General features: G+C 39.6%; 20 protein-coding genes and 1 pseudogene. 5 read left to right on the top strand and 16 right to left on the bottom strand.

The features are described from left to right. Positions 1 to 20: 20 nt before the first annotated feature. Complete coding sequence (gene plsY, locus Q0541_RS20885) at positions 21 to 698, top strand: glycerol-3-phosphate 1-O-acyltransferase PlsY (RefSeq protein ID WP_298914601.1); 678 nt, start codon at positions 21 to 23, stop codon at positions 696 to 698. Positions 699 to 752: 54 nt separating this feature from the next. Here the strand turns inward: plsY and Q0541_RS20880 are convergent, their stop codons facing one another. From Q0541_RS20880 to Q0541_RS20825, 12 genes are all read right to left on the bottom strand, one after another. Continuing rightward, positions 753 to 1,010 carry a hypothetical protein gene (locus Q0541_RS20880; RefSeq protein ID WP_298914598.1) on the bottom strand — a complete coding sequence of 86 codons (258 nt, stop codon included), beginning with the start codon at positions 1,008 to 1,010 and terminating at the stop codon, positions 753 to 755. 63 nt (positions 1,011 to 1,073) lie between these two features. Continuing rightward, positions 1,074 to 1,313: a hypothetical protein gene (locus Q0541_RS20875; protein ID WP_298914595.1), complete on the bottom strand. Its 240-nt coding sequence runs from the start codon at positions 1,311 to 1,313 to the stop codon at positions 1,074 to 1,076. Between the two features lie 351 nt (positions 1,314 to 1,664). Continuing rightward, complete coding sequence (locus Q0541_RS20870; protein ID WP_298914592.1) at positions 1,665 to 2,237, bottom strand: hypothetical protein; 573 nt, start codon at positions 2,235 to 2,237, stop codon at positions 1,665 to 1,667. A gap of 119 nt (positions 2,238 to 2,356) precedes the next feature. Further along, positions 2,357 to 3,961, bottom strand: coding sequence for a TrbI/VirB10 family protein (locus tag Q0541_RS20865; RefSeq protein ID WP_298914589.1), 1,605 nt, complete (start codon positions 3,959 to 3,961; stop codon positions 2,357 to 2,359). Continuing rightward, complete coding sequence (locus Q0541_RS20860; protein WP_298914586.1) at positions 3,958 to 4,662, bottom strand: hypothetical protein; 705 nt, start codon at positions 4,660 to 4,662, stop codon at positions 3,958 to 3,960. Before Q0541_RS20860 ends, Q0541_RS20865 begins: the two co-directional genes overlap by 4 nt. A 135-nt stretch (positions 4,663 to 4,797) precedes the next feature. Beyond that, positions 4,798 to 5,622 carry a hypothetical protein gene (locus tag Q0541_RS20855; protein WP_298914583.1) on the bottom strand — a complete coding sequence of 275 codons (825 nt, stop codon included), beginning with the start codon at positions 5,620 to 5,622 and terminating at the stop codon, positions 4,798 to 4,800. Between the two features lie 113 nt (positions 5,623 to 5,735). Further along, the gene (locus Q0541_RS20850) at positions 5,736 to 6,797 is read right to left on the bottom strand and encodes a hypothetical protein (protein ID WP_298914580.1); all 1,062 of its coding nucleotides are present in this window, start codon (positions 6,795 to 6,797) and stop codon (positions 5,736 to 5,738) included. 173 nt (positions 6,798 to 6,970) lie between these two features. Beyond that, positions 6,971 to 7,846 carry a hypothetical protein gene (locus Q0541_RS20845; RefSeq protein ID WP_298914577.1) on the bottom strand — a complete coding sequence of 292 codons (876 nt, stop codon included), beginning with the start codon at positions 7,844 to 7,846 and terminating at the stop codon, positions 6,971 to 6,973. Between the two features lie 85 nt (positions 7,847 to 7,931). Continuing rightward, a complete protein-coding gene (locus Q0541_RS20840) occupies positions 7,932 to 10,679 on the bottom strand; it encodes a hypothetical protein (RefSeq protein ID WP_298914574.1) in 2,748 nt (915 codons plus the stop codon). Further along, complete coding sequence (locus Q0541_RS20835) at positions 10,633 to 11,004, bottom strand: hypothetical protein (protein ID WP_273766249.1); 372 nt, start codon at positions 11,002 to 11,004, stop codon at positions 10,633 to 10,635. Before Q0541_RS20835 ends, Q0541_RS20840 begins: the two co-directional genes overlap by 47 nt. A gap of 18 nt (positions 11,005 to 11,022) precedes the next feature. Beyond that, the gene (locus Q0541_RS20830; RefSeq protein WP_298914569.1) at positions 11,023 to 11,640 is read right to left on the bottom strand and encodes a hypothetical protein; all 618 of its coding nucleotides are present in this window, start codon (positions 11,638 to 11,640) and stop codon (positions 11,023 to 11,025) included. A gap of 1,059 nt (positions 11,641 to 12,699) precedes the next feature. Next, the gene (locus Q0541_RS20825; protein ID WP_298914567.1) at positions 12,700 to 13,935 is read right to left on the bottom strand and encodes a choice-of-anchor tandem repeat GloVer-containing protein; all 1,236 of its coding nucleotides are present in this window, start codon (positions 13,933 to 13,935) and stop codon (positions 12,700 to 12,702) included. 1,504 nt (positions 13,936 to 15,439) lie between these two features. Here Q0541_RS20825 and Q0541_RS20820 point away from each other — a divergent pair. The 3 genes from Q0541_RS20820 (at position 15,440) to Q0541_RS20810 (ending at position 18,609) form a co-directional block, all read left to right on the top strand. After that, positions 15,440 to 16,483: a substrate-binding domain-containing protein gene (locus Q0541_RS20820; protein WP_298914564.1), complete on the top strand. Its 1,044-nt coding sequence runs from the start codon at positions 15,440 to 15,442 to the stop codon at positions 16,481 to 16,483. A 1,262-nt stretch (positions 16,484 to 17,745) separates the two neighbouring features. Further along, positions 17,746 to 18,174: a hypothetical protein gene (locus tag Q0541_RS20815; RefSeq protein WP_298914561.1), complete on the top strand. Its 429-nt coding sequence runs from the start codon at positions 17,746 to 17,748 to the stop codon at positions 18,172 to 18,174. Between the two features lie 201 nt (positions 18,175 to 18,375). Further along, positions 18,376 to 18,609: a DUF3134 domain-containing protein gene (locus Q0541_RS20810; protein ID WP_179074150.1), complete on the top strand. Its 234-nt coding sequence runs from the start codon at positions 18,376 to 18,378 to the stop codon at positions 18,607 to 18,609. Between the two features lie 141 nt (positions 18,610 to 18,750). On the opposite strand, the gene Q0541_RS20805 is transcribed toward Q0541_RS20810, so the two are convergent. After that, positions 18,751 to 20,034 carry a murein transglycosylase A gene (locus Q0541_RS20805; RefSeq protein ID WP_298914555.1) on the bottom strand — a complete coding sequence of 428 codons (1,284 nt, stop codon included), beginning with the start codon at positions 20,032 to 20,034 and terminating at the stop codon, positions 18,751 to 18,753. Between the two features lie 376 nt (positions 20,035 to 20,410). Continuing rightward, positions 20,411 to 21,766 carry a proton extrusion protein PcxA gene (locus Q0541_RS20800; protein WP_298914552.1) on the bottom strand — a complete coding sequence of 452 codons (1,356 nt, stop codon included), beginning with the start codon at positions 21,764 to 21,766 and terminating at the stop codon, positions 20,411 to 20,413. 78 nt (positions 21,767 to 21,844) lie between these two features. Here Q0541_RS20800 and Q0541_RS20795 point away from each other — a divergent pair, with 78 nt between their 5' ends. Further along, complete coding sequence (locus Q0541_RS20795; RefSeq protein ID WP_298914550.1) at positions 21,845 to 24,022, top strand: recombinase family protein; 2,178 nt, start codon at positions 21,845 to 21,847, stop codon at positions 24,020 to 24,022. A gap of 84 nt (positions 24,023 to 24,106) precedes the next feature. On the opposite strand, the gene Q0541_RS20790 is transcribed toward Q0541_RS20795, so the two are convergent. Both Q0541_RS20790 and Q0541_RS20785 read right to left on the bottom strand, forming a co-directional pair. Continuing rightward, the gene (locus tag Q0541_RS20790; RefSeq protein WP_298914547.1) at positions 24,107 to 25,006 is read right to left on the bottom strand and encodes a beta-1,6-N-acetylglucosaminyltransferase; all 900 of its coding nucleotides are present in this window, start codon (positions 25,004 to 25,006) and stop codon (positions 24,107 to 24,109) included. Between the two features lie 139 nt (positions 25,007 to 25,145). Continuing rightward, positions 25,146 to 25,568: pseudogene (locus Q0541_RS20785) on the bottom strand (DUF202 domain-containing protein); the annotation flags it as partial. Positions 25,569 to 25,720 lie beyond the last annotated feature (152 nt).

The following is a 25,720-nucleotide window of genomic DNA, read 5'->3' as shown; positions in this document are numbered from 1 at the left end:
AGTGAATTTTAAATTTTATTATGGCTATTTGGTTAACCGGATGTGGGGCAATTGTGGTCATAGCCTACCTGCTGGGTTCTTTTCCCACTGGGTACATTGCTGTGAAGCAGTTAAAAGGTATTGATATTCGGGAAGTTGGTTCAGGTTCCACTGGTGCAACTAATGTACTAAGAACCTTGGGGAAAGGGCCAGGAGCATTGGTTTTAGTACTTGATTCTTTAAAGGGAGTATTAGCGATCGCTCTAGTTTATTGGTTATTCAATTTTGCACCCAGTCAAAATTTTATCCCCTCAACGGTAGATGCACAAGTGTGGCAACCCTGGTTGGTAACAATAGTAGGGTTAGCTGCCATCCTGGGACATAGTAAATCGATTTTTTTGGGCTTTACCGGTGGTAAATCTGTTGCTATTAGCCTGGGAATTTTATTGGCAATGAGTTGGCAGGTAGGTTTAGCAACAGCGGGTGTGTTTGCCGTCGTTGTGGCGATATCACGGCTTGTCTCTTTGAGTTCAATTGCAGGTGCGATCACTGTTTCCATTTTCATGATACTTTTGCATCAACCGTTACCCTATGTTCTATTTGGGATTGCCGGTGGATTGTATGTGATTTTGCGCCATCGCACTAATATTGAACGACTGCTTGCGGGAACAGAGCCAAAAATTGGGCAAAATGTAGAGACACCAGAACAAATTGGATAATTAACCAACCGCAAATAGATATATTTTTTGCCCCATGCTTCAGCCGAGTTAGGCTTATGAATGAACGTTCCCTTTAATTAAACGGTGGAAAAGACGGCAAGGCCACAAAAAAGCTCCACAGATACTTACTGAGGCGATGGCGGCTACAACTCGCCAACTCGAACTAGGCGGAGTAGCAGAATCTGAAGGATGAGCTTGTGTACTTTTAGCTAGTTCTGGCACTGAATGAGATAACTGACTGGCTGTACTCACCCCTTCAATCGCTGCTCCAATTAGATAAGCTACCAGGGCAATTACTAGCCAGTGATTCATAATATTCCACTGTTTGAACTATGAGCGTATGCTTGGCAGTGAGCAATTATTTGATTTCTCGTGCTAATCATTACCGCCTTGCCCGAAGGATAATCGACCTTCAGCTGTATCGCGAATCAGGGGCAGTTTAGATTCTATATAAGTATTGAGGGTGCTATCTGCCTGGGCATCAATCCCCTGCTTAACTTTTAACTGCTGGAGGAGCAATTGTACTAAAGCAGCATCGTCAAACTGGAGCAGGGTGCTGACCTGGGTAGATTCGATTATAGCCCAGAGCTGTTGCATCATTTTAGCAGTCACCATGAGTCTGTAACCTCTTAAGCTTTTCTTTATATTTGCACGGATTTAGGATTTGTAGTTAGTTTTTATTTAAAGATTTATAAAGATGTAGGCTGAAAACGCCTGAGTCAGTTAAGAGGGTTAAGTTATAGCATTTTTTAATTGATTGAACTACACCATTCTCTATTTTCTATCTTAAACCGTACTCTATAAAGAAAAAAACTGCTAAAAGACTTAGATCCTCCCTAACCCTCCTTTCTAAAGAGGGAATTAGAGCAAGGCTTTTGAAAAGACACAAAGCAGATATACGTAACCATCAGCGCTTTTTGTGGAGGGAAACTTCAGTAGTTGTCGTCTGGTACTTTTGCTAGAAGTTTATTGTGAAACTCTCGCACAAGCTCCTTCCTGACCAGGAGGATCGGGAAAAATTGCTAAAGTGTGATATTCAGGGTTATCTTTTCCATATAACACTCGAAAAGTATACAACTTATTTTTACCTTGTGCTTCGGTAACAACTGTTAAAAGTGTATTGCTAGTGGGAGGAAATCCACGAATATCCAGTTTTTTAATTCGTCTAAGTTGAATGACATTCGCTGCTGAGTTTTTACAATCTCCTCCACTAGTATTAGGATCTTGACCAAACTGCATACATACTGGGCCATCAAAATCCATAGTTACCTGTGATGGATCGTTTAACCAAACTTTTTTAATTACTTCTCCAGCCGGAATAAAACTTAAGTTTGTTCCTTGTTGATACCAAACGTTGATAGTAGGTATTAGTCCCCCTAAACCCTGTGCTTGGCAAGAAAATACGGAACGCAGAACAGCATTATTAGCTACAGCACGACCTACTAACAAAAACATAGCAACCGAGAAAATTAAGGAAGCTATAGGTAGGAAATAATAATTATTTGAGGTATTTCCTGACAAGTTAGTATTATTTTTCATGATTGCAAATGGGGTAGATTGGTAGATATAATAAGGGGAGATGGGAAAGATAGAAGGAAAACTAATTACCAATTACCATTACCCAATCCAAAATCTAAAATTAGTATAAATCCTACCTCTTAAAACTGGGTTGCTTGATTAACGTATATTTCAATATTTGTACCGGCTGGCAAAAACCAAACATTAGTTTGTTGTGACATTTGGGCGATCGATTGTTGATTACGTTGGGCAATCTGGGGAACTACAGAGTTCATACCACCTTCCAGAACCGCAGCTGCAAGATTGCGTCTGTTCTTAGTGACAGGAATAAGCTGTTGGTATGGTTGGACGTTGGTGGTAGTAGGAGTGCCGTCGGTAGTGACAACTGGTGCAGTATTAACTAGTTGGTATTCAGTATCAGCACGATTTACTAACTCTGCTGCTTTACCAATACCTCCCAAAACGAATAGTCCTGCATCCATCGATGCTATCGACGAACTTGAACTGGGAAATTTATTTGCAATTAAAGGTTTACCTTGGGTACCGCGAAGAATAATTGTATTGTTAGGTAAGCTTCGTTCTGTAAGGTTGCCATCATTATGCGAGATAATTTTGACTACATTCATGGACAAAAGACCTTGTTCGGAAAGGGAACCAATTTCAGCGAGGAATTCGGTGTTTGCAGGTAGAGCAATCGAACCATCGGTAGATTTTAGTGGTTCTTTCAATCGGATCACAAATACGTTTTTCTGTTCACCTGTTTCATCACCACCGCCTGATTTAGTATTAGTTTCCCCAAATATCGCTGTTGCTAACACAGCTTTAGCACTACTTCCTACTGCTACAGATTTCTCTCCCTTCTCTTGCGCTTGGCTGACCACAGGAGCAGGAGTTTCCGGTTGTGGTGTCTGTTCCTGCGGCTGCGTATTGTTTGCAGGCTCAGGAGCAGCTGCGATGTTATTAGGTTGATCAGTGAGACTTACTTGACCGTAGCTACCTAACTTTGCTAACCTTGCCCACTCTTGTAATGGGGTTGGTGGAGATGGTGGAGTTATATTGACTACGGGTTGAGTGTTTGGCTGCACAACTGGTATTTGGGGTGATGGCAAAGGTTGAGAAGCAGGTACTTTAACGATGCGCTCAACTGTCACTGTCCGAGGTGGGTAAACTGTTGGTGGAGGTGTTGGGATCACTCTCTCTCTACCTCTGGAAGAAACTGACGGTTCTGCTTTTAAGGCTACTGTCGGCGTTGATTTAGCAATTCTGAGCTGTTGTTGGGCGGCTTTCACTGACTCTGCTTGTTCAGTCAGGGCTAATTTAGTTTTGTAAGTATCTAAATCTGTTTCTAGCTGTTGAGAGCTAGATTCATTAGTTGGCTGCGATGATACTTGTGGAGAAACAATATTTTTTGGCTTTGAATTGCTGCTACTCATCAACTGGGACAAAAACACACCACCCACCAAAACTATCGCTAAGGTAGCAGCCCCTACCAAGCCTAATTTTGCAAAGGGATTAGATGAGAGGGCTTGCTTAGTCTGAACTTCTTGTGGTTGAGAAAGCGACTCTTGCGGCGTTGCAGAGTCTTCTGATCCTTGGGTATCGGTAGAAAATTCTTCTTCAAAGCCGACCAACCTTGACATCCGCGATTCCCAATCAAAAGATTCTACATCTTGTTGGTGAGCATCGGTGGTTAGAGTAAATCCATTTTGAGGAGGTGTTTCCGCAGGAATTGAGTATTTAGTCATGGTAAAGCTTGGTTGGGATTTCCAGAACAATTTTTATCTTTGATATTACATACATTATAAATTTCTAGTCTGGCTTCACCAAGACGGTAAGCTGCGAAGTGCAATGGTAGTGATGCATTTGGTAGGGAAGTTGCGGGTTCATCTATTGCTCTAACTAAAACTTGTTTATTAAACGAAATTGATTTTCCCAACCTATCATAACCGTTAAAAACTAATTGATTAGCAAACATCTCCACTTTCCACTGTCCATCACCTATTTTTGTAGGTTGAGAGATTTTTTGAATTACTAATACATTTTCTGCTCCTCTATTAACATTTTCAAATTGGCTATCTGGATTTAAATTGGTAAGTTCTGACTTAAGTTTTTGTTTAAAATTATCAGCTACCAGTTGGGAGGTAATTTCCCAGACTTGCGTTGGCGGCTGTTGATCTGACCAAGTAAGCATTAAGCTCATAGTTTCACCCACAAACTGCCGAATCGCCTCTGGCTGTCGCTCTAAATTTGGTTGGGGGTCTACGGTTATAGTGCGACCATCAACAAGCTGCACTAAACTTTGAGGTGTGAGTTGACGACCTAATTGCTGTAACATAGACCCGTTAAATAGTAGTAAAAGCAGGGTAAATACATTTAACCCAAATGTTCCGACTGCCAACAGTGGCAATGGGTTATTTTTCCTATTTTCTGGTTTGAGTATTTGCATTTATATTTATATAAAATTAGTGAATTATAAATCTATAGGTCTTATTTGATTTTTTAAAAAACTCTGTACAACTCGAAAAGGCTGATTCCCTACTCCCCAGTACAGATGCGATTAATCGCGTCTCTGTCTACCTACTCATCTGATAAAGCTATCAGATGTTTGTCCAGCGCCGCATTGTGTAAATTTATCATTGTTAAGTCCGTTGTTGCCATCTAGCAAACATAAGTTCCGAATTTCATAAATTTCTAATCTATCAGCGCGGACACTATAAATTGCTTTTTGCAAGTCTGTACCATTGTCGCCTTGGGGATTACCAAAATAATCTGCTGCACGTACAAGTAAATCTTTGTTAAAAGGAGTTATGAGTTTTGCACCACCAACTCGGTTTTTTTGAATTAAGTCAGCTACCATACCCACTCGCCACTTTCCTGGTGCAATTTGTTTTGGCGGATAAACCCGCTTAATAACTAATTGTGATGTCATAGCTAAGCTGGGATTTTCAGAGAAAACTTCTGGCGGTGTCATTTCTGCAACTGTGCTTAAGAAACCTTTGCGAAAGTCTTCGGACAAGGCAAAACTAGCTATCCAACTGCTGGTACTAACTTTTTGGCTACTCGCTTGAGGTGTTTGAATAAGAACTCCTAAATCTGGTTTGGGGTTTGCAACTTCTTCGATATTTTGTGGTGGCAAGGTTCCAGACCAGCTAAACATTGATATCATCGTTTTGCTGATGAATTGGCGAATTGCTTCTGGATCTCTTGCTAAATCATCGATATTACCTACTGGTTTACCGTCGATTAATTGCACAAAGTTGGGAGGTTTTCTCAGACTGAGTTGGCGAATATTTAGCCCTTGTAATAAGAAGAAAAATAAAACTAATATATGTAAACCGAAGGTTGCGATCGCAAAAAGTGTCAAAACACTTGCTATTGATTGTCTTTTTTCCAGTAAACGCACCATTTACTCACCTCTTCCGCAAAAAACTTCAGCTATTCTATATAAATTATCATTTGCATATAATTCAGCAATTACGACACTTGCCAAAATTTTATTCATTTGGAATTTGGAATTTCCTATATCCTCTCCTTTACTAAAGAAGCCGTATTACTGATAGCACTGAAGACTGCAAAACCGCCAGCAGCAGCCACAAGTAATGATAAAATTGGTGCTAAAATTCCCAGAAAAATTATGAACCACATTAAGTCTGGATCAGCATTAGCATTTTGGCCTGGCCCATTTACAATAACTGCGGCAGTCAGCACAGCAATAATATTGAATGAAATTTTGGCGATTCCAATAGATAAAAATCCCGTCACCCATGCGAAAATTGGTTTACCAGCTACAGGCAGTAAAGACCCACCTACGGCTATTGGCCCTAAAACCGCTATCAGCAACATAGTAGCTTCTATCAAATTCTGGAAGGCATATTGTAAGGAAACTAAAAAGTTTTTGATGCTTGTTTGGACTGTAGAACCTAACAAAGAATTAAATGAGGTTTCTGATACAAAGCCTTTGTTATATCTAATATTATCTAACTTAGTTTGTAGCCTATATATCCAAATTTTACTTCCGTATGTATTTCTATATTTCTGCAAGAGAATATTGACTTTATCGGCAGCGCTGACAAAGCATTGACTTTGTTGAGCGCCAGTTAGCGATTGGCAAGGACGCAGAAAAGAACCAGTTACTTCTTCAGCAACACTCATATTCAGTGCTTGTTGGTACATTTTACCCGCATCTGCTGATACCACTACTTGCTGATTCACAGTGTTTAAAAAATCCCTGACTCCCAGTGTCAGATTAGAAAGGATACTTCCCTTCCCTGAATTACTTAAAAGGATCACCACCACAAAAGGCCAAATTAAAGCTGATATTGGACGACTATATTCGTAGGATATTAAGTCTTTGAGGAATTGTATCATAAAAAATAACAGGGTTCCTACCGCAAAAAAAATACCCAGATTTGTCAGCGCTCCATACAAGTTATTACTGGTATTATTTTGTAATAAATCCAGCCATTGTTTATTCCAACCTTCGGCAATACTTAGAGAAGTTACGGCACCATTATCGAGAACCTCATCAATGCCTACTTGGACACCTACTTGGGCAAAAATTAGTTGAATAGCAAGTTGCATTTTGAGTTGATGGGCTGTTTTTTTAGATTTCGTAGGGTGCGTTAGGAACGTAACGCACCATCCAGGATGCTTTCGGTGCGTTAGGCTGTCGCTAAAGCACCCTAGCAAACCGTTTTTTTAGATTTACTGTTGGTTTGTAAAAACTTTAAGAATTTTAAAAATTGTATGGAAAATTAGAGTTTTTTTATCCTAAAATCCGACTTACCAACTTTTCTGCCAAACAAATCTAGTTGAGAAGTAGCTCGTAAAAGTCGCGCTGCTTCTGTAGATGTATCTACTCTGCGAGCGCGATTCGCCTCTTCTGCCTGCTGAGAAATGTTTGCTAAATTTAAATTAGAATATTGCAAAGACTGATTCGTTTGTATTGTCTGAGCAAATGTTTCACCTATAATTGCTGATTGTGCCCGTTGAATCTTAATAGTTTGCAAGTTATTTTCATTTAGGATTTTTCCTAACTCTGATAAACCCGAAAGAGTCGCTACTGCACCCGCATCTATTGCAGCTTGCTTTAATCCCTTACTTAAATTATCAAATCTAACACTATCTAGGTTGTTCCCTGCCCCCGCCGTATCGCTAATTGCGTCAATATCTTTTAGTGTATTTTCAGTATTTTCTAACTTTACTTGTGTCCGATTTTGTCCATCTTTACCAAGAATAGCTTCTGCTGCTCCACGAGTAATAAAACGATTGAGTTCATTACTAACTAAATTTGCCCGTACTGCTGCATTATTTTCAAAGCGGCTTGCTTTAGATTCTGAACGATAAGATTCGTTGATAATGTTATCACGAACATTTTGCCCCGCATCGACGGGGTTAGGTATCTTCAATTCTGTATTTCCCTTGGCACTATCAAGAGCATTTCGGCTCTGTGTTTCTACAGGGTTTAAGTTTTCGCTCAGATTATTTTGAAAGTATTTTCCCATATCTGTGGAATATGATTTAAAATTAGTCCAAACCTCGCCTAATCCACCTCCCAGTTGAACTTGTGCCATTGCTGGTAGGATTGCCAGAGATAGCAACGTCAGAGTAAAAATGGTAGTTTTTCGCATACATTTGTGCCTGAAAAAGGTAATTTAGCTTTTTAACTATGATTTATAACTTTTTTAAACACTGTTAACTGCTTACAGAACCCGATTAACTACTACGTAGAGTAGCCACTAACTGACGTGCAAATGCAGAAATTGCTTCATATTTATTGCTGTGAAGTTGCATCATTTTACTGCGTGCAGTTTGTTCAGAGGGGTTATTAGCAACTGCTGCCAATTGTTCGTAACCTGGATAGTAACGACAGAATGTATAAATACCGTTATCATCTAGCAGCCATTGGCTATAAACGCCTTCTTTGCGGGGAAAAAAGCTTTCCGACGCATTACGAGAAATAATTTGGCGGGGATACTTTAAGATGTCTGCAAAACTATCCACTGCAACTGGCTGAATGCGTCCAATCAATCGTGTTGTCAGGTTTTGCAAAATTTTAGATGCAGCTTTAGATTTGGCAATAGTATCAGGATCTTGTCCTGATAAGATGACTCTGATACCGGCTTTAGCACCGTTCGCACAAATTCTGCCAACTAAGTCAGAAATTTGCTCGAATTCAAATAAAATTGGTGCTTCATCAATGAAGAATATAGAAGCTGGGCTGCTGAGTGCGCGTCGTAATGCTGCTGAATAGGCACTCAAAGATAGTACGGCTGCATCTTCACTATCTGATAGGTTTCTGAGAGCAAAAACTAAAAGTTGTGCATCGGTAGGAAAGCTGGATGGTGCAGAAATAGCTTGTCCCACGCGGCTAGAAAGCCAAAACCGCAAGCGCAGCTGAATTTGACTGAGGGCATCTTCTACTCTGCCAGTTAAAGAACTTAGCTGCAAGTGTTCTGATGAACAGAAAAACAGAAAATCTTTTAAGGTAGGAGTTTTCAGCCAAGCCTGAGTGCCAAATCCCCCTGCCATCGCCTGTATATATCGCTCTTTTATGCCCTGATCAGCAAAGAAGGCTTCTAATGCTAAGTTAAGCAGCGATCGCACGGTTTGCGATAAAATTTGACTTTCAGTCGATGATCCTAAAACCATTGTCATTAAAGCTGATTCTAGGAAGGCGGTATAATCGTTAAAGCGATCGCGCTGTTGTTCTGGTTCTAGCGATCGTAAGTCTGGCTGTTCAAATAAGTTATTCGATTGTTTAGAGATATCAAAATAGGCTCCATTCCCCTCCATAAACTCTGTGTAGTCAGTGAAAGTAGATGTGCCATCGGGTTTAGGGAAATCTAACGCCACTACAGGAATGCCATGCGCCAAAGCCTGAGTTAAAATCCCTGATACCAACACCGATTTCCCAGCACGAGTTGTGGCAAACAAAGCTAAATTTTTGTGTTGATTAAATAAATCTAAATGTACGGGTGTTCCGCCTTCTTCAGCAATCAACTCAAAGCCTTGTCTATCACCTTGTTTAGTTAAAACTAAAGGCATTAATCCGGGAACTTCACTTGTTAAATATAGCTGGCGACGGTTGAAGGGTGTTGCTAACAAACCCTCCCAAACTATCGGTAGAGTTTGCAGCCAAGTTTTCCAGGCGTACTCAGTTTCCCTAATTACCCTTGCTGGACGTTGAAAACAGTTTTCAATATATCTTGTTGCCTCATCTAATTTCTCTACAGTTGGACGATGTACCAAAATAGCTATGCTCGTATAGATTGGTACTGCACCTTCAAATAATTGTTCTTGTGCTGCTACCGATTTCTTCAACTTTAATTGAGCGTTGACATCAATAGTTTTACTTTTTTCTTGAGCCATGATTGTCGTCATGTTTGACTGTTTCAAGACTCGTTGCAAAGTAGTTTTCACTAATGCTGGATTTGCCGCCGTCAACTCACAAAAAATCTCTGTATCTACTACTCTTTCTCTGGCCAACAGTTCCCATAAATAGCGCAGTTGAGCAGACTTATTGGGCCAACCTCCGGGTTTTTCCAGAAATGACAGTGCGCCAATATAACGATTGTTAACATTTACCCAGCGGCGATCGGCACAAGGTACGCTAGACTCCATCAGCAAAGTTGTGCCGTGGATATTGTCTATAAGCAATTTAGTACTAGCTAAATCTGAATTAACTTGCTCATGTAGTCCTTGTTCATCTAAAGTCATCAACTGGGGAATCTCTATTGGTTCTGTATCATTAAACCTTTTCCATATCTCCTTCCAGAGTTCATCAGCTCTCAAAGGCTTGACATCCAATCCCATTTGGTTAGATAAAATTTGTTCCCAACGGAGAAAACCCTGTTTGTAAGCATTTGTGATCAAGGTTTCAATGCGTTGGTTTTCTACTTCTGAGAGATCCCCTTTGAATTTCAACCACCATGATTCAGCTTTGACTAAAAGTTTCTCTATCCAATCGTCTGCATGTTGCGAGTTAGATTCAATCGTGTAAGTGACGTAAATTCGTAAAAATTTTGGCTTCCGAACACCAGAAATAGTAAGTTCTTTAACTCTAGCTCTTTCCGCCATCAACAAATATTTGATATCTCGTGATGGCGCATTTCTGATTAATGTTGCTAATTCTTTTTGGCGCTCTTTGTCGGAACTAAAAGATCCCAAATGCAGTGTCATTCTTTCACCGCTAGGGATATCTTTCAATCCTGCTTCAATGTTATTAAAAAGTGTATCTATTTGTTCCGGTCTTAAAGTGGGATGGATTCCCTTACAGTCAAAACCAAAAACAAAGCAGAACCTATCTTTTTGAGTGCCTTTTGTCAAAAGGTAAGCGCCAATATCACGTCCATTCATTGCTACACGTAGCATTGTCGCCAAGTGTAAGGCATCTTCAAATGGTGTTAATCTACTTTCATTTCCGGCGACGCTGACGCTTTGTTTTCCGATTTTTTGCTTCATGGTTAACTTCCAGTAAGCTTTGATAACGAGCAAAGCCTCTTGTCCAAGCGGGAACACCAATAAATTTACTTAAAAAACTCCAACTTCTACCACCAGTTAAGATCCACCAAGTTCCGATTCCCCAACCAGTCATGAGTATTGTCCACAACCATTTTTGAAACTCTTCTTGGAAAATCCCCCCAAAAATTCCATTGATAATAAAGTAGGAGGCTAAGGCAATTACCGTCCAAGGAAGAATTTGATCAGCAGGGATTGGTCCTAATGAAGGTTGGCTTCCTAGAACCTGATTGACTGGACGAAATTCTTGTTCCCGCTCTTGAGACATTTGAAATATCTGAATTATTTACTGCCCTTGTGGACCAATTACAAAGCGTGTGAGTACATCAGCAATGGTAACAGCAACAACAACTAATAGGGGAGTTCTAGCAATGCTTTGCCAATCTTCATCTTTACGCACTGCGTTAATCACACCAACCAGAGAAATTGCAATATAGAGTAAATAAATCGCCCGCAACACATTAAATATCAAACTTATTGCTGTCTCACTACCACCACCAGCTGCCTGTGCTCCACCCAAGTTTCTTTTGAAAAACTTTTCAGCTTCCCCAAAAAACTGTGCTTGTGCGGGGGCTGCAAACCAGTCTAACCAATACAAACTCAGAATGATAGCTGCTGCTAAAATTTGTAATAATATTAGCGAGCGCTTTGGTAAATTCACCTGCTGCCCAATTTGCTGGGTAATGACTGCAATTAAACTACCAACTAGTAAACAAAAAAGCAGGATAGGACTTTTTAGGCTGATAACGCTTATAAATACAGCACAAGCAATCAAAAAAGGTATAGATTCAACCAGAATAATCAAGCTGGATTCCAGTCCCAGTCTTAACTTCTGAGATCCTTTGACAGCGCTACCAGTTAAAGCTTTGAAAAAGTTTCTCTTGTGAGAACTTTGTCTAGACATTTGCTAATTTTCCTATAATGTACTTGAGTGTTGGTTGTCTAAAATTTTACAATCGTTTCCAATTTTACATGATTGAATACTCATTTTTCCTCAACTTATAAAGTTTAGCAAAGTTCTATACTATACATAAATTCGTATTAAGTTAAGTTAAGAAAGCATTAATATTTCTTTAATTAAGTATAAAGGTACGAGCGTCACCCGTAGGGCTTGCCGCCAGGTATCGCTAATTCCCTGACAAATCTGACTTCATCGTTTAAACTCGTTATTATCTCACCAGAGTCATCAATAGCGATAGTTACAGCTTCTATAGAAAAACATTTTATTCTCTACAAGCAACCGTTTTGTAAGATATTATCCTGATAGGATGTACTACTAACCCAAGTTGCCAGTTATTGATTCAGGCGATCGCAACGAGATCATTTAAGGAATAAAATCCCCTCCAGAGAAAAATTAAAAGGGATTTATGTTGAATTAAATTATTACTATCTATGCTATCACTGATAACCTCTTAAAGCTGATTGGGCATTATTAGGCATTTCATATGATGTCTGGCAAATTACTTGTGATTCGTGCGTGACCTCTCAAGAGCAGCCCTTCCCCTAGTAGTGAAACTCAATGCCCCTACGAAGTGGGGATTAGAGGCATGGAGCCTGTAGCTTTAGCTATAGGCGGGATGAGGTTGTCTTAATTATGGGCAATTAGACGGAGATAATCTCAGAGAAATTATGTATAAATTATTATAACGTCATTAATTGCAGCAATTTTATTTCCATTTTAGGAAATTTAGTTTCTCCCACTGTCCATAATTACTTTCAGATAGCCATGCTTCCTGACTATCTAAAAGTAATTAATCAACATTTTTCAAATCTACGTTTTACTATTTATTTTGCACGTAGATTATAGCGGTTCTCAATTGCATAGAATACAGACCTAACAAGAACAGCCCCAACCCTTGTGGCGTTGGGGAGTAAGCCTCAAAGCCTCTCTCCTTTAAGGAGAGAGGAATGGAAGTGAGGTCAGAGTGTATTGCATCCAAACGAGAAGCGCTATATCTTCAGGCTATGGTGTAAATTTAAATACAGTTCCTTTACCAGAAGTGCCACCAGCAGAGGCAGTACCGTAATAATCAGTACCGACCGGAATTAGCGTGGACTCTGGCGTTGCCCCATTAGTGCCATTAAAATTAATCAACTGGGTGATAGTTGAAGTTGAAGTAGTTCCAACATTCAATTTATAGACAACTCCTTTGTTATTTGCCCCGCCAGTAGAAGCTCTGCCATAGAAGATACCACTGCTTGCTCCTGGTGTAAGCGCAGCCTTTGGGTTGGCCCCATTAGCGCCACTAAAACTGGCAACTAAAACCGGTGCACCGATAGGACTGGTGGCTGTTCCAATTGGAACTCTGAATATAGCACCTACATTGCTGGCTCCACCTAGCCTAGTAGTGCCGTAGAGGAATCCGCTAAATACAGTTAATCCAGCCTCTGGACTTGCCCCATTAGCGCCAGTAAAGCTAGAAAAACTGTACCTAGTAGCAATAGGATTAGCAGGAGTGTACTTGAATACAACTCCTTTATTACTTGCTCCACCTAAAGAGGCAGTGCCATAGTAGCTTCCATTGGTAGTCACCAGTTGCAATCTTGCTAATGGGGTTGCTCCATTAGTACCGGTGAAGCTGATTACAGTGGTGACTGGACTGCCACCCAGCGGAACATTGAATATAGTTCCTTTATTACTGGCCCCACCTGCCGAGGTTGTCCCCCACAAAACCTTGCCAGTGCTATCCGCAATCAGTCGGCCTGCTGGGTTAGCTCCATTACTGATGCCAGTAAAATTCACAAAAGTTGTCAGACCTGTAAAAGCTGGTGATGCCAAGCTAAACAATGTACCGAGGTTACTTGCGCCACCTGTAAAGGTCGCCCCATATAAATTGCCATTGCTTGCCTGGAATAATCTAGCGATTGGATTAGTCCCTCTGTTGGGTAGGGCTGTTCCCGTAAAGTTGATCAGTGTGGTCAGAGTACTGAAACCGGCACCACTCAACTTGAATGCACTTCCGTTGTTAGATGAGCCACCAGCAGAAGTGGTTCCATAAAGATTGAGATCCTTACCTTGAAATACACCAGCTCTTGGCGCAGATCCATTAGCACCGTTGAAATTTGCAACAGTAGTCAATGATGCAGCAACAGCTTGATGTAAAGGCAATACCAATGGAGAAGCCAAAACAGCCACGGAAGTTAAAATTGATACCCTGTTTTTGTTTTGACGTTGTTTGTACAGATTAGTCTTATTCATTTAAAACCTAGAAAAAATTTGATGAGACTGGATATAGGGCTTAAGTCAATAACGTAAAATTGACCTCGTTGATGACTTCGTTTAGTAGCATAAATAACTATTTTTTTTATAGATGTCGTGATCAACACAAAAAATGGGAAAAAACCCTAAATTTTGACAAAATAAAGCTTTTTTATTACTTTGATGAGAGAATAATCTCAAATGCTTTTAAAACAATACTTTTACGAAAGATATTTAATGATTACTCCAATTGGTATAACAGCCAAGCGATCGCCTATTTAATTAACCCCTCGTCAAATTAAAGGTGTCCAAGACAGACATCCAACCCATCCAGCCCCAATACGCTTGGGTTAAGCCCGAAATCTTTTGTAGAGAGGTTGCAAGGCAACGTGTCTATATACCTAAAATCAATACCAAAAATCCTTAACCCAAAAGTATTGCATCCAGCCCTGTTTACTGCTGGGACACAAAAGCATCTTATTTAACCACATTAAGAGCTTAAAAAGGAGTTTCTTGAGCAAAATTTTTATCCCCTTTGAAAGGGCTAATACTATGACTTACCCATTGACATAAAACACTAAATATGAAATATGAGTTTCTGGTATGATAACTAGATTTTCCAGCTATTTTTTTGCGACGTCTGGGTTAGGCTACGCCTATGCAACTAATAAAAGGATGATTGATAAAATGCTAAAACAACGTATTTTTGTGAATACATGCGCTGATTAATTTGTCAACTGCGTAAACTATATTAAATACTTATTAACACTTCTAAAAAAAGCTTAATTAAGTAAAACCATATATAAGCGAAAAGTTCAGATTTTACTCTGGATAGAGAATAAAAAACTGCGACAAAAACCACTTTTCAAACACCTCTAAATTCCAGAAATATATTTAAGTTTTTTAATCATTCCATAATGCAATCATTACTTGAACTTTACCTTGAGATTATACTGTTGATTTCGTTGGCCAATTTTAACAGCTATTAGCTACCTAAAAGATTTGTGAAATACTGACTTTCTTTACTTAGCACCTTAGCGGTAGCTTGTGGCAAACTGCTGGGCATGTACATTTAAAGATAGTGATTTTCATAATCTCAGATAAAATTGCCATCCCAAATAAGTAAGTAGGTAGAATTAAACATGGCTTTTTAAAAGGGAATAAGGACTGAGAATGGGAATTGAGGTATGACTCATAGTACCTAGTAACCACACTTCCTGATAATAAAGCCCCTCAAGATTTATTTCTAAAAACTTACTTATAAATGGAAAATTTTTAAGGAGCGAAAAATTATGTAATAGGGTCAATTAGCAATAGCTAAATGCCCTCTACATCTTTGAAAACTTTACCTTGAGTTTACTCTAAATTCTTCAGAGCTTTGTGAAAACTTTTGATTTACTGATAATCTTTATAATGCAAATTGTTTGTCATTATATAAGGTTATTTAGAATCGCCAGTTTGACACTTGATTTTGATTTGATAAGGTGTTGAACCGGAAATTAATTTGAAGGAGCAAGACATGGCTTTTTATCGCGATCGTCCATTGACCTACTTGGCAAGTTCAATTTCTGTACTTGCTATAGCAACTGGTTTAGTAGTAGCTCAATCTGCTACTCTGATATCTCTAGCTGCGCCCAATATAGGTAATGGTGTAGGTGCAAGTACTGTAAGTGCTTTATTTACAGATCTAAAATCGAAGTTCGCATTCACATATACTGCAAATGGTAGTGGCGCAGGGTTAAAAGCTTTTTTCACTCAAACTCCACCAGCTGGTACTCCTCGCCCACTCACTTTTGCAGCTAGTGACGACCCTGTAGCAGGAACAGAAAAAGTTACTGGCGGTCGTGGTTACGTCCAAGTGCCTGTGGTAAGTGTCGGAATCACATTAGCTTTTAACAACACTAGTGGTCTACCAGCAGGACTTAAGCTTTCACGAGCTAGTTACTGTGGTATTTTGAACGGTAGCATCAAAAATTGGAACGATAAGAGCATTAGTGCAGATAACGGTCGCCAAATAGCACTCAATCTACCCATCAAAGTTGTACGTCGTGCTGACTCAAGTGGTAGCACTTTTGTTTTAAGCAGTCATCTCAATGCTGCATGTAAGACTCCAGGTGTTCCAGCAGCTAATGTATGGAAGGGAGGAGTGGGTACAACTGTTAATTGGACAAGCACTTTCCTTAGCGCTACTGGTGGCGGAAAGGTAGGCGATGTGATCGCAAGTACTAAAGGTGCAATTGGTTATGTGGATAATGCTACCCGTTTAACTAAAAAGCTACCTGCCGCACTCTTACTTAACAAGGCAGGTAAGTATATTGCTGTCTCACCAGCTTCAATTACAGCGGCTATTAAAGATGGGACTGTTGTAACATACGGTACTAATAAGCAGCTGACTAGAATTGATAATTTGACCGATCCTAAGAGTGCAGGTGCTTATCCCATTTCCGGAGCAACTTATTTCTTGTATTACTCAGACTTAGACTTTAAAGGGTTCATTACAGCTGCAAAAGCTTTAGCTCCATCTCTCGGATATGGTTCTGTTCCTTAGGTTTATAAATTAACCTAGGAGACTACCAGAAAATAGCTGTTAATTCTGTTGAGAAACTTTAACAGCTATTAGCTATTGCAGTCCTAAAAGATTCATGAAATTCTGACTTTTCACGGTAAGTCCTCAAGCTCCGAAAAAGCGTGGCTTTTTCCACAGTCTAATTCTCAATAGCTCTGAGTTAATGAAAATATCTAACGCAAAAATCAAGGCTTGGGAAACCCTCAAAATGACCTTTTCCACATCTCGTGAAAAGTCAGGATGATGCCCCGGGATTATATTTACAATCCTGGGGATTTATTTAGGCAATTATTTATCTCAATAACTCCTAAAGATACTCTTAATTTTTAGAAAATATAAGGCAATAAATAAACTAGTATAAATTAAATACCAGATGGTTTGTGATTGCGATCGCTCTTAAAGGATGTTTGAAAAGTATCGTTATTAACATCAAAACCCTCGAAACTTAACCCACCTAACCGTTAGGGAATAGCACCTTTGGCTTTGAGGATTTAGCAAGTGCTGGTGACAAAGATTTTAACGATAGATATTATTGTGCGAGCTAATTTGAGTGCTGTCTAGTAATTTTAGGAGTTTATAACCACCAAAAAAGGTGAACAAGGCAGTCTTGGGATAACCGAATGGATGAATCTCCCAACTGCTGTGGGCTTGTACTCCTTTGGAGAACCCGCATGGTAATCTGGGGTTGGGCACTGACTACAATCTAAAAATAAGGATTTGAGCAAACCGAAAACAGTGCCTAGTTTACTTTATGAGATAAGGCAATCATCCTAAGTATTTATCATTGCTTTTTATATTACTGCGGTAATAATTATAACTAGTTAATCAACGTATTTAGTTATCTAAAAGTCGGAATTGAATACAATCTTACTGTTGTTAGTGGCCTAATATCTATGGGTCAGAGTAGTTGAAAAAAGTTCAACCGTCAACTATGTTATAATGTTATAATTAGATAGTTGAGAAATATTTTCGGTCATATAACTGACTATAATAGACGCCTCTGCGAATCTAAATCTCTACACCCTTAGATTGTGAAGGTGTTTTATGTTAGTTGATATTGGCAATCTATCCTTTTAGAGATGAGAGTCTTCAGTATTGCAAAAATTAAAATTTTTAGTTAGCCAAACTGTATTGGAATACCTCGTGTAAAACTGGTATATCTCACTGTCCAAAAATGTGCTAAGAAGAACGGACAAGTTTAATGTGTCACAAGCCCAAATAATATACGGTTAGTACTTGAACTTATGGCAACGGATATAATTACCCGTCCTGAATCCCTGACAGAAGATTGTTTCTTTACTTACGCCCTTGGCACTGATTTACACGATGCTAATTCGACAGCCCAATATTTACGCAGAATCAGGAAAGAAGATAAACCCTATATTGACCTAGCTGTTTCTCCCAGACCTGGCTATCGGTTTGAGGTTTGCCTTATCCCTGTTGAAGGGTTCGCTAAAGAAACAATATTGACAAAAGATGGGTTCGCCAAAGCTTTAGCGATTATTTGTGCTGTATCTAACAAAGCTAGGAAGCGATTCCCCTCAGGAAATGGACAAGAGATTGTCCGGTGTCAATTTAGCAACTTAACTGATGCAGTCGCTGTCGCGAACAGATTGTCTGCATTACCCTCTAGTATGTATGAAACTCTCGCCAAGCTGCCAAATGCCTTGTGATATCGCGTCCACTTGAATATTTATTATTTAGGACTGACACAAAGACATTTTAATGGTAAGTAACTAGACGGACTAGAGATAAAAAACTCAATAGTTCATATTTCATCTATTCAGAAAAGTCTTGTATAACAAGCCTTTTAACCTTAATGTACAACTTTCCTGTTTTTGTACAGTGACCCATAATTCAAAGTGAGTTTTTTTATGCCTATAAGTCCCTTACGTGAAGAACCTCGTAATCAGCGAGCGCCTGTAATTCGTACAAGTAATGAGTTTATTCTCTTGGAATGGCTAAAGTCAACTGGTCGTCTCATCGAGCGTGAACATCAAGAATCTGAGTATCTAAATGAAGTAGAAGAAATTTCAGAAATGATCGACCTTGACGATATCCCTTACGATCATGACGATGATGATGCTGATATGGATATTGAAGCCTAACCCTGGCGAATGAAATTCGTGGCTATACAAACGAGAGCTACACCGACCTGGGTTAATGGAAAATCAAAAGTTTGAAACCCGCGCAGGCGGGTTTTGACTGTGTAGATGCGCCTATAAACCGCAGATTTCAGGTTAAGTTAACTACTTGAGTAATAGATAAAATAATTGTCCATTGCTAACTGTGACACCAGCGCGATCGCCTGCTAATTTCCCAGTACCTAAAAAATAATCTACCCTACCTGCGCCTTTAATTGCACCTCCGGTATCTTGGTCAAGAACATACCGACTAACGATGCGCTCCTCCATTTTTCCAGTAGGATTAACAAAGGGAATAGAAGTGTGAATCAACGCTAAAGCACCAGGAGGCATGAGGGATTTATCTGTAGCGATAGAACGCTCTGCTGTTAGTGGTACGTTGATAAAACCTTGGGCTGGCTCACCGTGGTTTTCTTGAAAAAAAACAAAACTGCGATCGCGCGGAATATAAATATTTAATTCTTGGGGATGCTTTTGGAAATAGTTAAGAATAATTGGCATAGTTATACCTTCTAGCGGTAATTTGCCATCATTCACTAATTCTCGCCCAATGCTTTTGTAGTTATAAGCGTTATTACCAGCATAGCCGATTGTTGTTTGAGTCCCATTGGGAAGCTGAAGTCTCGCTGAACCTTCAATTTGAGCTAGATATGGTTCGAGGCGATCGCGAAACCAAAATAACTCTAATCCTCGCAATTTCCCTTTTGCAGCTTGTAAACCATCTGCTCCTTCTAACTCCAGGCGTGTAGGATGAGGCTTAGACCAGGAGTTTAAATCAGGAGGTAATCGATAAACAGGATAACGATATTCTGGTGTAGGGACGCGACTGGCTGCGTAAAGCGGTTCATAATAGGCGGTGAATAAAACGGAACCTTTATTGTCTTTACCAACTGACTGGTAAAGAACAAATTCCCGCTCGATGGCTTGATGTAATTCGGTTGCAGAATTAGTTTTTAATAGGAGTTCGCGGAATCTTTTCAAGCTTTTGAACACGCGATCGCGTTTAATCTCAGCTACCTGATAGTTTTGATAAGCAGCCACAGCATTAACTGTTTGCAGATATTGGAGACTGCGAGCGATCGCACTCACCAGCGCCTTTTTGTCTGGTATTTCTCCATATAGAACTTCATCTAAACAAGAGGTATCACCCTGACAACAAGTAACTGGTAATCTCTGAATTAATACTGCTTTTTGCTTTTGTGTAAATGCATTTTGATTTTCAGCAGTCAAAGAAAGTGGTATATCCCACTTTTTAACACGACATTCTGGCGGACTCAGTTCTCGATGCACCAAAGATTGCATCCGCACCAGCAAAATCGACAAAACCACAGGTAAGCTGATGCAGATAACTTTGTTGAACTTTCTTAACCTAGTAAGTGTATTTTTCATCAAAATTCAAAATTTTTGCCTTCCCATACTCCACCAAATTGCGGTTTATGTCATTAGTGTTGATAGGTTGTGAAAGTTCGCACTCAGCAGATATAGCCTTTGAAATTGAGCGATTTATCACTCACTACGAACCTGTGAAAATTAATCACACAGACTACTAATACAGCGGGCGCGTAAATCCAGCTACCATCTTAATTAACCAGACTTAACAAGGGGCAAAATCCCTTGTTAAAGGTAGGCAAACTATTGCCACAGTCTACTAGGTAGACGGCAATAAAGCAAAACATTATCAAAGATTGTTTGTTGTTTATTTTTGACGCCAGTTGCTACAAGCGAGAGAAACTACTAAGCCACTAGCTCACCAATGCCCAATTCTTTATTCATTCATATTACGGTAAGTGGCAACTGCTGAAGGCGATATCCGGTTCAAATATCGGAATATCCAGTATTTGAAAATGGTATCTAAAATCACTGGAAATGTAGCAATAAATAAGAAGATAAAATCTCTATTTGCTGGTAATCCCCAATGACGCGATACACCTTCTAGAAGTACTTCCCACCCATGAGGAGAGTGGAATCCCACAAATATATCAGTAAACAAAATGATGATAAATGCCTTGGCACTATCACTAAGTCCATAGACAATATTATCAAAGAAATCTTTGAGTACAGCAATAGAAGACTTACTGACAACCAAAAGCCAGATAAAAGCGCCCACCGAGAAAATATCTGCAAAAACATTTTTGATAGCATTAGAGCTTTCGTGACGAAATTCTTCAGCAAGCTCTACAGCCTTATGTGTCATTTCAATTTCCATCTGTTCAGACGACAGTGGAGGGGCATTTCTAATGAAATTTTCAAACTTGAGCTTTTCTTCAAATCTTTGTAATTCTGCAAGTGCTTCCTCTTCCATTTCTGAATTGAGGAATATCTGCATTTGCTCACTGCTTCTAAACCGCTCAACAGATGGGCCGACTACGAAAGTTTTTGCTATCTGATGCGTCAAAAGTGGTACGATAATTAATAGTAAAATAAATCTGATAGATATTATTGTTCTTCTTTGAGCCTGACGAAAACTCTGAATTACTTCTTTTTCAGAATTAGGATCTAATTCAACTTGCAGACGAGTGATAGTACTTAAAATAGAGCGCGGTAAAACACCTGTTGTATCGACTTTACGCAGTTTTGGTTTTTTGTGCGAGTCTTGAGTTGGTATTTTGGGTGGTAACGTTGGAGTATTAACGAGCAACGACTTGTTGTCCGATATTACAGAAGAGTTAACTGGTAGATTTGCAGGTTTGACTACTAAAGCTTTAGAAGTTATTTGATCAGAATTTGTTGTGTATTTGGATATAACTTGATCGATAAAGTTTAGCTTTTCCAAAATCAAAGAAGGACTTGGATGCTCTATACCTGCTTTCTGAGCAGCTTTTTGATTTTCTTCATTTAGAAACCAACGGCTTGCTCTAAACTCCGTCAGCCGCATTCTGACAATTTTTAATAGCTTCTTGAGGTCTGACTCAAAATAATCCATCACACTGTTACTGTACATGGCTGAATCAGTGTCTATTTTATTACCATTGAAATGCTTATTTTCTATTTCCTGAATCTTTAATGCTGCATCGTAAGCTTCATGTAAAGAACGTTCAGGAGTCTGTAAGTACCGTCGATAAGCAGCAAGTAAGAAGGAATAGATTTTTTGGCTAAAAGCAGAGTTTTTCATTGCAGACAATCATCCAGCATTATTTGGTGATTCTTAACCTTAAGTTAACGCACGAGGTATACTAGCAAATCTACAAGGAGAAAGTTTGTGGTTTCTCATTCGGTTTGGATTGTTGGCACTAGCCGCAGTGGTAAGACGGCTCGCTTGGTAGAGCAATTTTGTAGTTGGGTACAACCGGAAAAACAGCTTACTGAATCATTTTATACTAAAAAGCCTGGACGAAAAAAAGCCGAACGCATACCGGAATTTTTATATCTTAAACAAACAGAGCCAGGAGTTTTAGTCTTAGCTGCCAATGATGATAATCGTCGAGAATTGGGAGATATAATTGTTACATCTACCTTAGGAAAATATCCGGTTCGTGCCAAAACACCCCTAGGTTTTTTCCAGGATGAAGTTATTTTATTTTGGCCGTTGCTAATTAACTCGTTGAGCCTGAAGGCACAGTTTCCGGTAAGATTGCGACCAGAAACGGAACAAGAGTTAGCAACCAAACTCTGGCGTCCCCAATTAGACGAAGAAATTTTACGGATTGCGGGAGTGAATGAGTCTCGATTGGTGCGTCGCATTCTAGACTTATTGCAATTAGCAGCTTACAGTGGTGTACGTTGCGAAGATATTGCCCAGATTTTGGCAAAGGGTCTGGGGGATAATACTACAACTTTAGAGCCGGAATTTCTAGCCTCTTTGCTCCTAGATTGGCGTAACTGGTGTTTAGAGAGGGGGTTACTAAGTTATGGGATTATTACTGAACTTTATAGTCAATATTTGTTAAGCGATCGCAATTACCAGCAGCACCTAACTAAACGCTATCAGGCGGTACTGGCGGATGATGTAGATGATTATCCTAGCGTAGCGCGTCTTTTGTTTGAGTTGTTGTTGGATCAAGGTGCAGTCGGGGCCTTTAGCTACAATCCCGATGGTGCAGTGCGATTGGGATTGGGAGCAGATCCCAACTATCTAGAAGGGTTAGCAGAGCGTTGTCGAGTAGAAATCTTAACCGGGCCGCCTTCAGAGTCCCTTGGTGAGGAACTTACTAAACAGATGGTGGAATTAGTCACAGAACCGATGGTACTGTTGAGTTTACCAAAAATGGTGCATTCAATTCAAACCACCTCCCGCGCCCAATTATTGCGGCAAACAGCAGAGGTAATTGCTAATACCATCCAATCACAGCAAGTGCAAGCAGAACAAGTGGCGATTATTGCACCAGGTTTAGATGCGATCGCTCGTTATACTCTAGTAGAAATCCTGATCAAGCAAAACATCCAAGTAGAATCGCTGAATGACCAACGTCCCTTAGTTAGTTCACCCGTCATTCGCGCCTTACTCACCATGCTGGCACTAGTTTATCCCGGCTTGGGACGCCTCGTAGATCGGGATGCCGTGGCAGAGATGCTGGTTGTATTGAGCAGAAAACAACAAGCACCAGAAAACTCTTCACTCCTAACAGACGCAATTAATCGCGTCTCTACTGATATTGACCCGGTACGGGCTGGTTTAATTGCAGATTACTGCTTTGTACCGCATCCTGATCGCCCCAATTTGCTGCCAGTGTCAACCTTCGAGCGCTGGGATAGAATCGGCTATGCGGCGACTACAGCTTATAATGAGATATTACAGTGGTTAGAACAGCAGCGATCGCAACAAGAACTGCGTTTAATTCCCAGTCCCATTTCCCTTTTAGATAGGGCAATTCAGCGTTTTTTGTGGAATGGTAGCAATCTCCCATACGAACAACTAGCAGCATTACGGGAATTATTAGAAACCGCCCAACACTACTGGGAAATTGACACCAGATTACGGCAAATTGCCCCGGATGAAACAACGCCTTACACAACTATTATCCAATTCATTCAACTACTGCGACGTGGTACTATTACCGCCAACCCTTACCCTGTGCGCCCCATCGGTGGAACCAGAAGGGCTGTCACCTTAGCAACTATATTTCAATATCGATCTAGTAGGCGATCGCACCGCTGGCATTTTTGGCTGGATGCTGGTTCACCCCTGTGGGCAAAAGGTGGGGCGGCGACTTTGTTTGGTGCGCCGTTTTTCCTGCGAGACAGGTTAGGCGAACCTTGGACAGCAGAAGACGAGAAATTGGCAGAAGAACAACGACTGCGAAGGATTTTGACCGATTTACTATCTCGTGTATCCGAGAGAGTTTATTTGTGTCACAGCGATTTAGCAGTGAATGGACAAGAACAACTAGGGCCGCTGTTACCTTTAGTGAATGCCTGTGTAACGCATTCCGTTATATAAAGCTTATCCTTTGTCTAAAGTTCAATAGTCGAGAACATTTATTATTTCTTCTCTACGACCAAAATTCAAAATTTATTTGCTTTTTTAAGATTGACTCAATATCATTTTATCAATCATATCTAATATATCCGGGTCTATAATCATATCAAACTTTCTAGCAAATAATTTTTCTGACTCTCTAATTTTATCAAAATCATTTTTTTCTAAAATTTTGGGATGAAAGGCATTAACGTTAGGCCACTCTAGATATGTCAAGCGAGTGTTAATAATTTTCTCTTTAAAAGGTGAATTTCTAATGAGGATTTGGTAAAACAATTCATCTGGACAATAAGTGTAATTAAAACGATTAATAAACTTAGGATTTTGCTTAACAAAATCATTTATCCATTTTATGGATTCTCCTGTTAAGCACCAAAATGCTGAACCTCCATAAAGAGCAAAGCCTTTAGGGAATTTACGTCTTTTCGGTACTAGCAAAATCAACAATGAATATAAGAAAGAGTTAATACCAGATTTAAACTTATCCTCTCCAGGGATACGAAAACCTCTATTTTTCCCAGGAAAATACCAACATTCTAATCTTGTTAAGCTATAGCCAGGAGTAGGTAGTGGGAAACACTGTATAAATTCTTTACCTTTATTCTCTTGGAAAAACTTCTTAATCTGTTCATTTGACTTGATCAAATAGTCTTGACCCGATAAATATATAACATAATCGAAGTAAGTACCTGTTTCAACTATTGATTTTATTCCTTCAAGACTAGCTTTGACAATATCAAAACTTCCCCACGCTGTACTGTGTCTCTTTATGAAAGAGACATTTGGAAAATCCTTGAGTTGAGTCAGTACCTGATGATAAATTTTATCATCAGCTTTTTTATCTATATGTATAAAAAATGAAATATCATCTGTATTTAGTTGATGAATAAGACGTAATAATTGTTCTGGATATTTATGCGCCAAAATTACATATGCTATTTTCATAAAAACTGCCTTATTAGATAAATCAACTTTTTGAATACTATCTTACCTCGACTTGAAAAAACAAAAATATTTGTTTGTATATAGTAGTAATTGTCCCCTTTTTAACATTAAGGTTTGGGGTTGATCTTTGCAACTTTTGGGACTGTGGTTGAATTGGAACAGGAGAATGAGAAGGGACTTGATCACGCCTTAAGAGCAAAGGAATACTGAGAAACCCCAAAATAATTACTACTCCGGTCATTATCCAAACCATTAACCTGTTTGGTCTATAATCTGCTCGTTCAATTTGCCAGAAAACTTGGTTGTATCGCCACGCAGCTAATGCAATAACCAGAATTCCAAAAATTACCAAAGCTAGACCCAAATTTTCCGAGTTGGATAATGGATTTACCGGAGGTTCTCGTTGAGTAATCGCAATATTCAACTGGCGCAGAAATATACCAAATCGCGTAATCGCAAAACCGAAGCCAATCAATGCAATAGAAGTGCGTAGCCAAGCAAGAAAAGTCCGTTCGTTCGCTTGATGCTCCCTTTGACGGTCAATTTTCGGTATTTTATCCATCTTGTGACGCCAAGTTCCCCTTGATATAGCATTAACTAGTGAAACAAACACCCAGACGCATCTGTAAGGGTGAAGACAATCCAGTGAGGACTTTCAGAAAACCCCAAGCGATCGCTAGAATCTTTACAATAGTAAGTAAGGTAAAGATGTAT

The organism is uncultured Nostoc sp., assembly GCF_937863485.1.
Classification (GTDB): Bacteria; Cyanobacteriota; Cyanobacteriia; order Cyanobacteriales; family Nostocaceae; genus Nostoc.
The sequence above is the reverse complement of the archived record's forward strand: the minus strand, read 5'-3'. Positions and strand labels throughout refer to the sequence as shown.